14 protein-coding genes are annotated in these 14,419 nt (G+C 26.9%); 3 read left to right on the forward strand and 11 right to left on the reverse strand.

The features are described 5' to 3' along the window. Positions 1-4: 4 nt before the first annotated feature. From I6H46_RS09140 to I6H46_RS09185, 11 genes are all read right to left on the reverse strand, one after another. The gene (locus I6H46_RS09140; protein WP_200225854.1) at positions 5-2,038 is read right to left on the reverse strand and encodes an ABC transporter ATP-binding protein; all 2,034 of its coding nucleotides are present in this window, start codon (positions 2,036-2,038) and stop codon (positions 5-7) included. Beyond that, on the reverse strand, positions 2,031-2,789 hold the full coding sequence (locus tag I6H46_RS10155; protein ID WP_325100624.1) for an ABC transporter ATP-binding protein: 759 nt from the start codon (positions 2,787-2,789) through the stop codon (positions 2,031-2,033). Before I6H46_RS10155 ends, I6H46_RS09140 begins: the two co-directional genes overlap by 8 nt. Before the next feature lie 10 nt (positions 2,790-2,799). After that, on the reverse strand, positions 2,800-3,792 hold the full coding sequence (locus I6H46_RS10160) for an ABC transporter permease (RefSeq protein WP_234287355.1): 993 nt from the start codon (positions 3,790-3,792) through the stop codon (positions 2,800-2,802). Next, complete coding sequence (locus I6H46_RS09150) at positions 3,776-4,249, reverse strand: MarR family winged helix-turn-helix transcriptional regulator (RefSeq protein WP_200225856.1); 474 nt, start codon at positions 4,247-4,249, stop codon at positions 3,776-3,778. The genes I6H46_RS10160 and I6H46_RS09150 overlap by 17 nt, the downstream gene beginning before the upstream one ends. A 118-nt stretch (positions 4,250-4,367) precedes the next feature. After that, positions 4,368-4,850 carry a hotdog family protein gene (locus I6H46_RS09155; protein WP_019117508.1) on the reverse strand — a complete coding sequence of 161 codons (483 nt, stop codon included), beginning with the start codon at positions 4,848-4,850 and terminating at the stop codon, positions 4,368-4,370. Between the two features lie 9 nt (positions 4,851-4,859). Then, entirely contained in the window at positions 4,860-5,900 is a 1,041-nt protein-coding gene (locus I6H46_RS09160; RefSeq protein WP_019117507.1) for a hypothetical protein, read from the reverse strand. Positions 5,901-6,026: 126 nt separating this feature from the next. Next, entirely contained in the window at positions 6,027-6,515 is a 489-nt protein-coding gene (locus tag I6H46_RS09165) for a prolyl-tRNA synthetase associated domain-containing protein (RefSeq protein ID WP_019117506.1), read from the reverse strand. Between the two features lie 149 nt (positions 6,516-6,664). Next, positions 6,665-7,183 carry an adenine phosphoribosyltransferase gene (locus I6H46_RS09170; protein ID WP_019117505.1) on the reverse strand — a complete coding sequence of 173 codons (519 nt, stop codon included), beginning with the start codon at positions 7,181-7,183 and terminating at the stop codon, positions 6,665-6,667. A 10-nt stretch (positions 7,184-7,193) separates the two neighbouring features. Next, positions 7,194-8,099, reverse strand: coding sequence for an LCP family protein (locus I6H46_RS09175; protein ID WP_019117504.1), 906 nt, complete (start codon positions 8,097-8,099; stop codon positions 7,194-7,196). 8 nt (positions 8,100-8,107) lie between these two features. Next, entirely contained in the window at positions 8,108-8,581 is a 474-nt protein-coding gene (locus I6H46_RS09180) for a COG2426 family protein (protein ID WP_019117503.1), read from the reverse strand. Positions 8,582-8,674: 93 nt separating this feature from the next. Beyond that, complete coding sequence (locus I6H46_RS09185) at positions 8,675-11,236, reverse strand: alkaline phosphatase family protein (protein WP_019117502.1); 2,562 nt, start codon at positions 11,234-11,236, stop codon at positions 8,675-8,677. A gap of 173 nt (positions 11,237-11,409) precedes the next feature. On the opposite strand from I6H46_RS09185, the gene I6H46_RS09190 reads away from it, so the two are divergent. From I6H46_RS09190 to scfB, 3 genes are all read left to right on the forward strand, one after another. After that, positions 11,410-12,750 (forward strand): aminotransferase class V-fold PLP-dependent enzyme, encoded by a 1,341-nt coding sequence (locus I6H46_RS09190; protein ID WP_019117501.1) that lies wholly within the window; start codon positions 11,410-11,412, stop codon positions 12,748-12,750. 53 nt (positions 12,751-12,803) lie between these two features. Further along, a complete protein-coding gene (gene scfA / locus I6H46_RS09195; protein WP_004817312.1) occupies positions 12,804-12,953 on the forward strand; it encodes a six-cysteine ranthipeptide SCIFF in 150 nt (49 codons plus the stop codon). A 66-nt stretch (positions 12,954-13,019) separates the two neighbouring features. After that, positions 13,020-14,405 (forward strand): thioether cross-link-forming SCIFF peptide maturase, encoded by a 1,386-nt coding sequence (scfB, locus tag I6H46_RS09200; RefSeq protein WP_019117500.1) that lies wholly within the window; start codon positions 13,020-13,022, stop codon positions 14,403-14,405. The last annotated feature ends 14 nt before the right edge of the window (positions 14,406-14,419 follow it).

Raw genomic sequence — 14,419 nt, forward strand, 5'->3', positions numbered from 1 at the left:
CCTTTTATAAACTAAATTGTGAATTGTAAAGATCAGCGTAGAATCCATTTTTTTCCATTAATTGTTCATGATTTCCTTGTTCAATTATATTTCCTTCATCCATTACCAAAATCAAATCTGCATTTTTGATTGTTGATAATCTGTGGGCAATTATAAATGACGTTCTTCCTTGTGCTAATTTATCCATAGCTTCTTGAACTAATTCTTCACTTCTTGTATCTACGTTTGATGTTGCTTCATCTAAAATTAAAAATGGTTTATCATCAATCATAGCTCTTGCAATTGTAAGAAGTTGCCTTTGTCCTTGTGAAACTGAATCGTCATCATCAATTTTTGAATCTAGTCCTTTTGGTAAAGTTTTTATAAAATGATCTAAGCTTACAGATTTTATTACATGATTTAATCTTTTTTCTGAAATATCTTTTCTATTAAATAAAATATTTTCTCTAATTGTTCCTTTAAATAACCAAGTATCTTGCAAAACCATGGTAAATAAATCATGGATATTTTCTCTTTTTAAATCATTTATGGATTTTCCATCAATAATAATATCTCCCTTATTTATTTGGTAAAATTTCATTAAAAGATTTACCATAGTTGTTTTACCAGCTCCTGTTGGCCCAACTATTGCAACTTTTTGTCCTTTTTTAATATCAGCTGAAAAATTTGTAATAGTTGGTTTTTTATTTCCATCATAAGTAAATTCTACCTTTTTAAATTCAATATTTCCGAAGGCTTTTTGTGGATCTAAATATTCTTTTTTTTCTTTTTCATCTTCCATTTCTTTTTCATCAAGAAATTCAAAAACTCTCTCACTACTTGCTGCTGTTGATTGAATTGATGTCATAGCTTGTCCGATTTGTGAAAGTGGAGATGTAAATAATCTGACATAAGACATAAAAGCAACAATTACTCCAAAAGTAATTTTCCCTTTAATTGTCAAAACAGCTCCTACAATACAAATTGCAACATAGCCCAAATTTCCAATAAAAATCATTAAAGGCATCATTAATCCTGACAAAAATTGACTCATCTGACTTGCTTTATAAACATCATAATTAGCCTTATCAAATTTATCTAGAACATAATTTTTGGCATTGTATGATTTTACAATATTTAAACCCGAATAAACTTCTTCAATGTGTCCATTCAATTTTCCAAGTGATTTTTGTCGCATTGAAAAATATTTTTGACTTTTACCAATTATCAAAAACATAAATATAAAACCAAATGTGCTTGAAACAATAGCAGTTACTGCCATTTGCCAATTTGTGTAAAACATCATTATAATTGTTCCTAAAAATTGAACGATTGATGAGAAAAGACTTGCCAACGATTGGTTCATTGATTGGGCAATTGTATCAATATCATTTGTAACTCTTGATAAAATATCTCCAACAGAATTTTTATCAAAAAATGTCAATGGCAGTCTATTAATTTTTTCAGAAATTGAATTTCTTAGTTTTTTTGCAAATCTATTTGCAACTTCTGTCATTGAAATGGACTGGATAAATGTAAAAAATGAACTTATAAAATATAAAAGTGCAATTACAATTGCGATATTTTTTATTTTTTCCAAATCCATTTTTGGTTCAATTACTTTTTTTATTGATTTTGGGAATGATTCCAATTTTTTTAGCTCTTTTAGCTGATCTTCTTTGGATAAATTTTTCATATCCATATTTTTTCCTTGGTTTTTTTGCATTATTTTTGCAAATTCCATTTGATCTTCTACGCTAATTTCAACTCCATCTATTGTTATTGGATCAAGTTTTCTATTTTTCATTCCTTTTTGAATATTTTTAGCTATTGGTTCAATATTTTCTACTCTTGGTCTAATTCCAAGAGAAATTTCATCAACCATATCGGATAATTTATTTGGAGTAATTATTGTTAAAATTGAACCAACGATAGCAAGTACAATGCTAAGTCCTATTAATAATTTAAAATCTTTTAATTCTTTTGTTAATCTTTTTATTGATGACTTTAAATCTTTTGGTTTTTCAATTTTCCCTCTTGCATTTCCATGTCTAGCCATTGTATAATTCCTCCTCACTTAGTTGGGATAGAGCAATTTCTCTATAAACATCACAGTTTTTTAATAATTCTTTGTGGCGTCCTTTTCCAACTATTTTTCCTTGATCTAAAACTATTATTTCGTCTGCATTCATAATAGTTCCAATCCTTTGAGCAACTATTAATTTGGTAGAATTTTCTGTAGATTTTTTTAATTCATTTCTCAAAATCGCATCTGTTTTGTAGTCAAGTGCTGAAAATGAATCATCAAAGATAAATATTTCAGGATCTTTTGCTATGGCTCTAGCAATAGATAATCTTTGTTTTTGTCCTCCTGAAATATTTGTACCACTTTGGGCTATCATAGATTTTTTGCCATCGTCCATTTTATTTACAAATTCGCTAGCTTGAGCAATGTCCAAAGCTTTTTCTATATCTTTATCACTAATTTCTTTTAGTCCTTCTCCAAAATCTATATTATTTTCTATGCTTTCATTAAACAAAAATGCTTTTTGTGAAGCGTAGCCTAATTTATTATATAAATCTTTTAATGGATAATCTCTAACATCAATCCCATCTATTAAAATTTTTCCGCCACTTACATCGTAAAATCTTGGAATAAGATTTATCAAAGTAGATTTTCCTGAACCAGTTGAGCCGATAAAGGCAACAGTTTCTCCCCTGTTTGCTGTAAAAGAAATATTTTCTAAAACTGCTTCTTCTGCATCAGGATATGAGAAATATACATTTTGAAATTCTACTTTTCCTTTTATACCATTATCTTTATACTACTCCTTTTCCATCTTCTATTTTAATTTTTGTATTTAAAACTTCATTAATACGATCTGCTGAAACATTTGCTCTTGGTAGCATCATAAAAATAAAGGCTAACATTAAAAATGACATAATAACTTGCATAGCATAAGATGAAAATACAACCATATTTCCAAACAATTCAATTTTTTCTGCAATCATTGCCCCATCAATTAATCTTGAGCCAATAAAATAAATTGCCAAAGCCAAAAAATTCATTACAAAAAACATAATTGGCATCATTAAAGCAAACATTTTTTGGTTAAAAGTTTGTAAATTTGTCAAATCTGTATTTACTTCTTCAAATTTTTCTTCTTGATATTTTTCAGCATTAAAGGCTCTAATAACTCTAATTCCAATTAAATTTTCTCTTGTAACCCTATTTAATTTATCAATTAAATTTTGAACTAATTTAAATTTTGGAACTACAATAGCCATTATTATTCCTACAACAACCAACAAAAATACTACAGCTACACTTGTAGCAGCTGACCATTGCCAACTTTTATCAAGAATTTTATTTATAGCCCAAATTGCAGTTATTGGCGATTTTATTAACATTTGTAAGCCCATAGCCAAAAACATTTGTACCTGAGTTATATCATTTGTATTTCTTGTAATAAGGCTTGGTGTAGAAAATTCGTGTATTTCTTCACTCGAAAAACTTGTCACCTTATCAAATAATTTTCTTCCAACATTTTTAGAAAATCTGGCAGAAACTGTAGAAATCAAATAACCAGTAATAACTGCACTAATCATTGAACCAAAGGCACAAGCCATCATGTAGCCACCATATTTTAAAACTTCATCAAGCTCACTTACTTCAGATTGAACCAACACCGTGATTTTTGACATATAATCAGGCATTTTCAAATCTAAATAAACTTGAAAGACAATAAAAATTATGGCTATCAAACCATAAATCACATCTATTTTTTTCAAATTTTTAAATAATTTTATCATTATTCATATCTCCATTATAATTTTCAATATTAATAATCATCTTATCAATAACATTACTAAATATTTCTAAATCTTTCTTATCTATATTTTTCGTCGCTATCTTTTCAATATCTCTCAAGTGATTTAAACCCTTTTGATATCTTTTGATAGCTAAATCTGTAAGAATAATTTTTTTTGATCTCAAATCCTTTTTATCAGTTTCTCTTACAATATATTCATTTGCTTCCATTTTTTTCAAAATATTTGATATTGTAGCTCGTCTTAGATTGAGAACTTCTTCCAAATCTCTTTGAAAAACATCCCTATCTTTATTTTCTATCAAATACGAAAAAATTTTTACTTGAGTTGGATTTGCTACATTAGAATGATCATGTCCTGCGCAGTTTTTTAGTTCCGACATTTTTCTAATCATACAAATATCCAAATCTTTTATTTTTTTTAAAATTCCTTTTTGCAAAATTTCCTCCTTGACGAAAAAATTATACTTTGAGAATTTTAATTGTCAACTAGCTAACATTATTTATAAAAAAATTCCAGCTATATATTTTTAATTTAAAAATATAGCTGGATTAATTTTACATATTATCTTTTACTTTAACTGCAACCATTTTTGCCTTTGCTCTAATTTCTCCCTTTGCTAATAATTCCATATTAATAATTGCTTTTCTTTCGCTAATTTCTTCAAGTTTTGCTATTACTTCAATCTCTTCATTCATTGGAGTTGGTTTTTTAAAATCAACTTCAAGTCTTGCTGTTATAAATCTTCCTATTAATGTATTTTCATCAAATTCCAATCCCTTGTTGATATGAGCAAAATAAGCAGCTGAAGCTGTGCCATGACAATCAAAAATCATTGCAATCATTCCACCAAAAAGATTTTTAGGCACTCCACCCGTATACATTTCATTTGGAATAATTTTTGCTCTTACAGTTTTTTTATCATCACTTGGGAAAGATTTTAAATGCAATCCCTTATCATTTTTTGGTCCACAACCCCAACAATGTTGAAATCTTTCGCCATAAGTTTCTTGTATAGAAATTTTTTTTGCATCTTTCATAAAAACTCCTTAATTTAAATTTTCTTTTATAATGCTATATAAGCTTGTATCTTTTTTGCCCTTATTATTTAATTTTTCTTGCCAATTTTTAACTTCAATCTTATCCAAATATTGGCACAAAAGTGATCCAGATTCATAAACTATTTTTTCTCCGATTATACTTTGATTAATTTGTCCTTTTTTTATTGTTGGAACTATTTCATCAAATTTTACATTTTTTGTATTATCAAAATACAAAATCCCATAATCATATCCAACAATTTTTGCTGCTTTTATCGATACATAATTTGCAGCTCCCTCCATTGTTTCTTCAAAAATTTCAGCTTGGATTTTTTCAGGATTAGTTTTTTCAAATCTTTCATCCATTACCTTTAAATATTCTTTACCCAAATTTTTTAAAGTATTTACATCAGCATTTTCATCAAGAGCATTTTTAATTTTTCCTAAAATTTTATACTCCCTATCCAACAAATCCAATTCCTTATCACTGTAAGAATATCCCCTAAAAGTAATATTATCCCAATCTTTTTGCATATAATAATGCAAAGCCTCATGGCTTAGGAAAGGCAAAAAATGTAAAGATGAAAATTTTTTATTTATTGAATCTTTGTCATATTTTACATAAAAAATATTATCCTTTCCCAAAATTTTATAATTTTTATCTTTAGTATTAAAATTTCCAATTAAATACTCAAATCTTTTTGGATACAATTTAGAAATCCTATAAATATTTATTTTATCTTCTTTGGTCTTTATTTTTTTAGCAAAAATCGACTTTATATTTTTATCCTTAGTAAGCAAATAAAAATTCCCGACAACATTTTTATTTATTATCAATATATCCTTATCTTCAAGCCTATAATCTTTCCATAATTTTTCATCACTTTTTTGAAATTTATCGTATTCTTCTATAACTTGTCTATCAAGTTTTGGCAAATTATCAAAATCAGTTTTCAAAAATTTATTTGTCCCTAAACTTATAATAAAACCTATAAAAACAATTATCAAAATATATTTTAATTTTTTAAATTTTTTTTCTTTCTTTTTCATTTTTTCTTCCTTTTTTTAAGACTTAGCTTTGTTAAAACCTATTTTATATTACAAAAATTCCACAAAAAAATCAAAATTTTTTAAAATAAAGAAATAAAAAAGCATCTAAATTTAGATGCCCTAAAGTTATAATTCTATAATATTTACTTCATATCCTATATTATCCAAGTATTTGAACAAATCTTTTGTTTTTAAAAATAAAGTTTTTTCGTTTATATTTGGATGAAAAGTCATTATTTCTTCATCTGCAATTTCTTTGTCCATGAAAAATTTTATATCATGGTCTTCATTATTTAACAAACCAAAAGGAGAAACTGTTCCTGCTGGAAGTTTCATTTTTTCCATCAAAGAATTTTCAGATGCCATTTTTACTTTTTTCTCTCCAACTATATCTTTAAAACGATCCATATCTAATCTTTTATAATCATCCAATATAACCAAATAAAAATTTTTCTTTTTTCTATCAGTTAAAAACATAGATTTAGTACGAACACCCTCATGCCCTTCTATATATTTGTCAGCAAGCTCTGTTGTAGTTGCAGGTGGATGATCAACTATTTTGAAATCTATTTCCAATTCCTTTAATTTATTTTCAACCATCTTATATTGATCCATTTTTTCCTCCTAATAATTATTTTCCCTTACACATACTATACCCTTTAAAATTTTAGGCAAACATTATGAAAATTTATTAAAAACTTAAAAGTTATGAATCTATTTAAATATACCAAAATAAAAACCTTCAAATTAATGAAGGTTTGGTTTTAATGATCGTATTCAATTAATGAAATCACTTTATAATCTTTTAATTCCTCTCTTGCTTTAAGGCTTGTAAGTTCTATTAAAAACTCTAAGCAAACTATTTCGCCACCTAATGATTCTACTAATTTTGTACAAGCTTTTGCAGATCCACCTGTTGCTATTAAATCATCAACTATTACAACCTTATCCCCTTTTTTCAAAGCGTCTTCGTGAATTTCTATTGTGCTTTGTCCGTATTCCAAATCATAAGATAAAGATTTTATTTCTCCTGGCAATTTTCCTGGTTTTCTAACTGGAATAAATCCTACATTTAATCTGTCAGCAAGGGCTGCTCCAAAAATAAATCCTCTAGATTCTATTCCAATAATATAATTAAAATCTAAATCTTTTAATTTTTCTGCCATAAGGTCAATTGTTTCTTTGTAAGCCTCTTTGTTTTTTAAAAGAGTTGTTATATCTTTAAATGATATTCCTTCTTTTGGGTAGTCTTCAATTACTCTTATTGTTGATTTGATGTCCATAATTTCTCCTTTATTCTTCTAATAAATAATTATATAATATTTTATTTCTTAAATCTATTGTTGCCTCATTGTCTGGAATATAATAAGATATTCCATCAATCATATCTGGGTATCCTGGAATTGTTTGTGTATTTATTTGAGCATCATCAATATTTTTAAATGCCCAAGCAAAAGATAAAATAGTTGTCATACTTATATTTGAATCCATGTTTGAGCTTACTTTTGAAATTACACCAGGAATTTTTATTATATTTTTTGGCCTTGTCATATTTTTGATAAATTGAACAACAAAATCTTGTTGGCAAGAAATTCTTCCCAAATCAGCATTTGCATAGCCTTTTCTAAACCTACAATAATCAAGAGCTTGTTTTCCATTAAAATGATGCAGACCAGGTTCAATATTTTGAGCTGTTGCAATTTGGTCTGGAACATTTATATCCACTCCACCAAGTGCATCTACTCCATCTTCTACTGCCTGAAAACTAACTTCTGCATAATAATCTAAATCTATTGACAAGAAATTTCTTATAGTTTTTATTGTATCGTCCATACCACCATAAGAATGAGCAGCATTTATTTTATCCATATTCCCATCTACATCAACCCTTGTATCTCTAGGAATAGAAATTATATCTATGGTTTTGTTTTCTTTATTCATCAAAACAAGCATAAGTGTATCAGTTCTTGTACCAAGTTTTTCCCCAGTTGCATCTACACCTGCAAAAACAAATAACAATTCATCTTTATTTTTTTGCTCAATCTTGTTACCTTCTCCAAGATCACTTCCTGTAAAATTATTTTCATCTTTTATTATTTGTGATCCTATAAATCCTCTTACAAGTTGAATTGCAAATAAAACTGTTAATCCCATTAAGATAATCAGTATTGCTTTTATAATTCTTTTTTTTATATTCATATAACTCCTTAAAAGAAAAAACTAGAAAAAGTATAAATAATTACTCCTGCAATTACATTTCCAACTGCTATTGTAATAAAAGATCTTTTTTTATTTAAGCCAAGAATTGATGCAATCAAAGATCCCATCCAAACTCCTGTTCCCGGCAAAGGAATTGCTACAAATAAAAATAAACCTAAATATTCATATTTTTTTATTCTTCCTTCTTTTTTCTCAGCTTTTTTCAAAGCCCAAGCTGCAATTTTTTTAAGTTTAGCATTTTTTTTCATGTATGCAAAAATTGGCGTAATCCATAAGAGTATAAAAATTGCTGGAATAGTTGAACCAATAATTGAGTACATATAAGCTTTAACTGGTTTAAATCCCATTGCAAGACCAATAGGAATTGAACCTTTTAATTCTATTAAAGGCAGCATGCTAATAATTATTAGGGCTATTTCATTTGAAAAACTTGATCTAATAAAATCTATTAGACTTTGCATTGATTCTCCTTTTTAAATTCTTATGTAGCTATTATATCATATTAATTAAACATGAAAAAACCGAAACCAAGATTTACTTGGTTTCGGAAAATTTTATTTTGAAGCTTCATTAAAATATTTATTTGATTTTGTATCTTGCTTCATTTCATAATAAATTAAGGAATTTAATTTATTATTTCTCTTTATAAATTCTTCATCTTTGCTTACTTCTTGACCTTCATTATTATATATTTGTTTAGTTGAAATAATTGGATAATCCTTGTGCATATCTAACATATATTTTTGATATGCTGATAATTTAATTCCACCAGCTTTTTCTAATAAATATGGCATTAAGTAATTTACTGATATATTTACATCCTTATCCTCTTCAATATCATAATTTGCCCAAATAGTAAGAGGCGTATGGAAAACATCCTTATTTGTATAGTTGTCATTTGAGTTTATCAACTTCATAAATACATCGTAGTTTTGTGGTTGATGATCACCAAATATACAAAGTATTGTTGGTTCCTTATAAGATTTGAAGTATTCGATTAGATTTTTTAAATCCTCATCAGATTTTTTAAGCAAGTTTACATAATGGCTTGCCCCTTGATCATCTCCATTATTTTCATTTAAAACTTTGATGCCTCCAGGAATATTTGATGTATAACCACCATGATTTTGCATTGATACAAGATATGCAAAAAGAGGTTTGTCATCAGATTTATTTTCAAATTGCTCTTTTATTTTGTCATAAGCAACTGAATCTTTTAAAAATCCATTTGTTGATTCAAAATTATTTGGGTTTTGGTCATAATCTGGTAAAAATGCAATATTTTTAAATCCTAAATTTGGCCATACTTCTTGTCTTGAATAATTTGTTGGTTTATTTGGATGAGTTATAAATGTTTCATAACCTTGATTTTCCAAAATTCTTGCTACTGATGTGTGACCTTCTTTTACATATTGTTGGAATGGATAAGCTCCTAGTGGGAAAAATGTCAAAGGAACTGAAGTTAAAGTTTCGTATTCTGAATTTACTGTTCCTCCACCAAGAACTGAAACATAAGCATTTCCTTGAATTGCATTTTCTTCTAAAGATCTTTGGAAAGCAATTGGATTTTCACTTAATTTTAAATTTCCTTTTCCATAATAATCAGCAAGAGCTTCAGATTGAATCATTACAATATTTGGTTTTTTGTTATCTTTTGTTCCAATATCTTTGTTGTAATATTCTTCTAATGTATTTTCTACTTCTTTTTCATCATAGCCTCTTGGTGCTGTTAGAATTTGGTTTGCAAAAATTCTATAAAAACTATATGGGGAACCTTCTACATAATAAGTTCTTGATGGTCTCCACAAGTTTACTCCAACTCCATTTTGCTTGATAAAATAATTTACGCTAACTACAGTAATCAATCCAAACATCGTACAATAACCAACAAGTTGTTTTGCATAAGACTTCTTGGAAATTGTAATTTTTCCTTCATTTATAGAAGAAATTACTAAAAGCCACAAGCTTGCAAGTGAAAATGCCATTAATGAATGTCCATTTAGTTGAATAACTGTATCTTTTGCAACATCAGCTGCAACTCCAAGTGATCCCAAAAATGCTGGTATAAGCGGAGAATCTCTCAATATATACAAAGCATCATTAGCAATACCAAAAGCAATTGATAAAACTAAAATGAAAATCATTGAAAGTCTTTTTTTCCTAATTACAATATATATTAAAACTTGGATTAAGAATAAAATTAAAGCATTTATTAATATATAAATTACTTCCATTGAAGCAAAATTTGGATTGTAAGCTGATTCCAATATATAAAATGACATGAATGGATTTAGGATAAATAAAATCCAATTTGTCATATCAAGTGCTTTTATGTTTTGTTTTCTCTTGTAAATACTTTTCATTCCAAGAGATGCTAAAAATACAATTGATATAAATTCTACCAAATCATTGTAAGTAAATGGTGCACGGAAGAAAGTAAAATAAATTTCATTATTTACATGATCTCTTAGTTTACTCAAACCATAAACAGATATACCAAAAACTAAAAAATTCAAAATATAATCTTTACCTATGTATAAGATTTCTTTTTTCTTATTTTCTGCCTTTTCTATTCTTCTTATTAAATTATAAATAAAAAATGAAAATAGAACTATTGAGCCTATAAAAATTAATGTTTGTGTAAGAATTGATAAAAAGTCTGTGTAATTAATATCTACGTATGACCTATTATCAGATGAGCTAGCATACATTGTCATTGTATGGTCTTTTAAATAAGTCATCACAGCTGTAGAATATTTTGGACTTGTTTCAAAATTTACTGTTAATTTATTAAACATCAATCTTGGACTAGGTTTAATACTTAATTTATTATCCTTGCTATAACCATTTGTTTGAATTGGATAGCCCGTTTTTGTATTTGCCTTTGTCCATCCTTTAATATCAACCTTGTTTAAGTCTAAAAGTTTATCGCCTTGATAAATCGAATTAATTTTAAAATTATTCGAATATTGGCTACTAGGTTCCAATTGACTAATTTCAATTTTTTCGTTTGTATAAACTTTGTAAGAAAAATCTTCAATAAAGCTTTGAATAAAAAGCATTACAATCAAAGAAATTACAAACGAAGTAATTTTTAATTTTTTATTTTTATTCATTTAATCCTCTCTTTTCTAATTGTGAATTTTTTATATATTTTATGTTAAATTAATGTAAATTTTCCAATACAATTATACATTATATCACAGATTATGTAAATAAAATGTCTAATTTCAAAAATTTATTTTTAAATTTTTTTAAGTATAATATTGGATAAAAGAAAGGATTAAAAATGTTAAATGAAAAATTAGATGATTATTTAAAAGAAGATTATTATCCATTTGCTATGCCTGGACACAAAAGAAATAAAAATTTGTTAAATAAAAAAATTTCTTACGAAAGAGATATAACAGAAATTAGAAATTTTGATAATTTGAATAATCCCCAAGGGCTTTTCAAAAAAATGGAAAATGAACTTGCTCATATCTATAAAGCTAATGACTTTATAATTTCAACTAACGGTTCAACCTGTGGAATTCTTGCATCATTAAGAGCTTTAACCCAAAAAAATAAAAATATTCTAGTCCAAAGAAATTCCCACAAATCTGTTTTTAATGCAATTGAGCTTTTTGATTTAAATGCAGATTTTTTAAAGGTAAAAATAGACGAAAATGATATGGCTTATGACATTGATTACGAAGATTTGAATAAAAAAATCGAAAAAAATTCTTATTCTTTGATTTTTCTTACTTCTCCTTCTTATGAGGGTTTTATGATTGATTTAAAAAAGATTAAAGAAATAATAAAGGATAAAAATATTTTATTGCTTGTTGATATGGCTCATGGTTCTCATACAATCTTATCCGATTATGAAAATAATTTTTCCTACGACCTAGCTATTACATCTTTTCACAAAAATTTATCAGCTTTAACTCCAGCTAGTGGCATTATTATAAAAAATAAAAATATTGATATTAAAAATTTAAGACGAAATATGGCAATATTTCAAACATCTTCCCCATCTTATTTAGTAAGTGGCTCAATTGATGATATGATTTCTAATTTTTCAAATTTTTATGGTCTGTGGGATAACTTATTGGAAAATTTAACTTATTTGTATAAAACTGATTTGAAAAATTTAAAATTTATCAATTCTAAGTCTAAAGATATTTCAAAAATTATTATTTCTTGCAAAAATACAAATATTAACGGGAATGAGCTTTCTGATTTATTATACAAAGAAAAAATCGAGATTGAAATGGCAAGCCCAACTTATGTGATTTTGATTGCAAGTATTTTTGATAGGAAAGATGGATTTTTGAGATTAAAAAAAGCCTTATTAAAAATTGATAAGAATTTAAAATATAAAAAATCAAATTTTTCATTTGAATTTATTGAATGTGAAAAAAAATTATCTATTAAAGAATCTTTTTGCAAAGATATTTCTTTGATTGATCTAGACAAATCTCAAGGCAAAATCTCTGCCTCATATATTTATGCCTATCCACCAGGAATTCCCCTTCTTATTCCTGGAGAAATTATTAATAAAAAAATTATTGACCAGATTAAATATCTTCAAACTATGGGAATTGATTTATCTTTGGAAAATTCTCACATTCCTATTATCAATTGACAAAAATTATCCATTTTGTTATTATGAATCTATAGGAAAAAGGAGATACATATATGAAAAGAATTATTACTTTAAATACAAGAAATCTTCACAAAAGCAAAAAAGATGGTGGCTGTGGCGAATGTCAAACATCTTGCCAATCAGCTTGCAAAACTTCTTGTGGAGTTGCTAACCAAGAATGTGTTAACACAAAAAATAAATAAGGGCAAGCCCCTTATTTTTTTATTGGATTAAATCCCAAGTATTTTACTATAAATTAAGGAGAAAAAATGATACACCAATATAAAGCAAAGGGTTATAATATTGTTTTGGATGTTTATTCCGGATCAGTTCATCTAGTTGATCAAATTTCTTACGATATTATAAGCCTATTAAATAAAAATAAAGACAAATCTTACATAGAAAAAGAAATTAAAAATTTACATAATATAAATCAAGACCAATTTGATGAGGCTTATGATGAAGTAAAAAGTTTAGTTAGCGAAAAAGTTTTATTTTCAGATGATGATTTTAAAGATTTAACCATTGATTTGGATAAAAGAAAAACTTATCTAAAGGCAATGTGCTTAAATGTAAGTCACACTTGCAATCTTTCTTGTGAGTATTGTTTTGCAAAAGAAGGACGATACCATGGCCCTGAAGCAATTATGACAGATGAAGTCGCAAAAAAATCTATTGATTTTCTTTTAGAAAATTCAGGATCTCATTTTAATTTGGATATTGACTTTTTTGGCGGAGAACCACTTTTAAATTGGGATTTGGTAAAAAATACCGTCGATTATGCCAGAAGTAAGGAAAAAAAATATAATAAACATTTTAATTTTACCCTTACTACAAATGGTATGCTTTTGGATGATGAAAAAATCCAATATCTAAATAAAAATATGAAAAATGTTGTTCTTTCTCTTGATGGAAGAAAAGAAAAACACGATGAATTTAGGAAAACTCATGATGGAAATGGCTCATTTGATAAAATTGTTCCAAAATTTCAAAAATTAGTAAAAAATCGTGGCGATAAAGAATATTATATGAGAGGAACTTTTACAGCAAACAATTTAGATTTTACAGAAGATATAAATACATATTTAAATCTAGGTTTTAAAAGAACATCTCTTGAGCCAGTTGTTGGAAATAATGAAGAGGATTACGCCCTAAAAGAAGAGCATCTTCCAAGAATTTTTGAAGAATACGAAAAACTTGCCGATATGTTAATAGATGCAATCGACAAAGACGACAAATTTATTTTTTACCATTATATGATAGATTTAAACAATGGGCCTTGCGTTTACAAAAGAATTTCAGGTTGTGGATCAGGATCAGAATATATGGCAGTTACACCAACAGGAGATTTATATCCTTGCCATCAATTTGTTGGAAACGACGATTTCAAAATAGGAAATGTTTTTGAAGGAATCAAAAAACCAGAAATAATTAAGAATTTCAAAAAAAATAATTTATATAGCCAAGAAAAATGCAAAGACTGCTGGGCACAAATGTATTGCTCAGGAGGCTGTGCAGCAAATAATTATAATGCAGGTGGCGACATAAATAAAATTTATGATTACGGATGTAAAGTTTTCAAAAAAAGAATAGAAATGGCACTTGCCGTAAAAATACACGAATTTTTAAAAGAAAGTGAAAAAGAAAATGCATAAAAAATAAGGTGCCC

Source organism: Anaerococcus obesiensis, from assembly GCF_016599815.1.
In the GTDB taxonomy this organism is placed as follows: Bacteria; Bacillota; Clostridia; order Tissierellales; family Peptoniphilaceae; genus Anaerococcus; species Anaerococcus vaginalis.

What these genes read in the sequence shown, in the direction of transcription:
- I6H46_RS09175 (WP_019117504.1), bottom strand. Translation starts at nt 8,099, where the DNA reads ATGAATATAAAAAAAAGAATTATAAAAGCAATACTGATTATCTTAATG.
- I6H46_RS09180 (WP_019117503.1), bottom strand. Translation starts at nt 8,581, where the DNA reads ATGCAAAGTCTAATAGATTTTATTAGATCAAGTTTTTCAAATGAAATA.
- I6H46_RS09165 (WP_019117506.1), bottom strand. Translation starts at nt 6,515, where the DNA reads ATGGATCAATATAAGATGGTTGAAAATAAATTAAAGGAATTGGAAATA.
- I6H46_RS10160 (WP_234287355.1), bottom strand. Translation starts at nt 3,792, where the DNA reads ATGATAAAATTATTTAAAAATTTGAAAAAAATAGATGTGATTTATGGT.
- I6H46_RS09170 (WP_019117505.1), bottom strand. Translation starts at nt 7,183, where the DNA reads ATGGACATCAAATCAACAATAAGAGTAATTGAAGACTACCCAAAAGAA.
- scfB (WP_019117500.1), top strand. Translation starts at nt 13,020, where the DNA reads ATGATACACCAATATAAAGCAAAGGGTTATAATATTGTTTTGGATGTT.
- scfA (WP_004817312.1), top strand. Translation starts at nt 12,804, where the DNA reads ATGAAAAGAATTATTACTTTAAATACAAGAAATCTTCACAAAAGCAAA.
- I6H46_RS09140 (WP_200225854.1), bottom strand. Translation starts at nt 2,038, where the DNA reads ATGGCTAGACATGGAAATGCAAGAGGGAAAATTGAAAAACCAAAAGAT.
- I6H46_RS09185 (WP_019117502.1), bottom strand. Translation starts at nt 11,236, where the DNA reads ATGAATAAAAATAAAAAATTAAAAATTACTTCGTTTGTAATTTCTTTG.
- I6H46_RS09190 (WP_019117501.1), top strand. Translation starts at nt 11,410, where the DNA reads ATGTTAAATGAAAAATTAGATGATTATTTAAAAGAAGATTATTATCCA.
- I6H46_RS09155 (WP_019117508.1), bottom strand. Translation starts at nt 4,850, where the DNA reads ATGAAAGATGCAAAAAAAATTTCTATACAAGAAACTTATGGCGAAAGA.
- I6H46_RS09160 (WP_019117507.1), bottom strand. Translation starts at nt 5,900, where the DNA reads ATGAAAAAGAAAGAAAAAAAATTTAAAAAATTAAAATATATTTTGATA.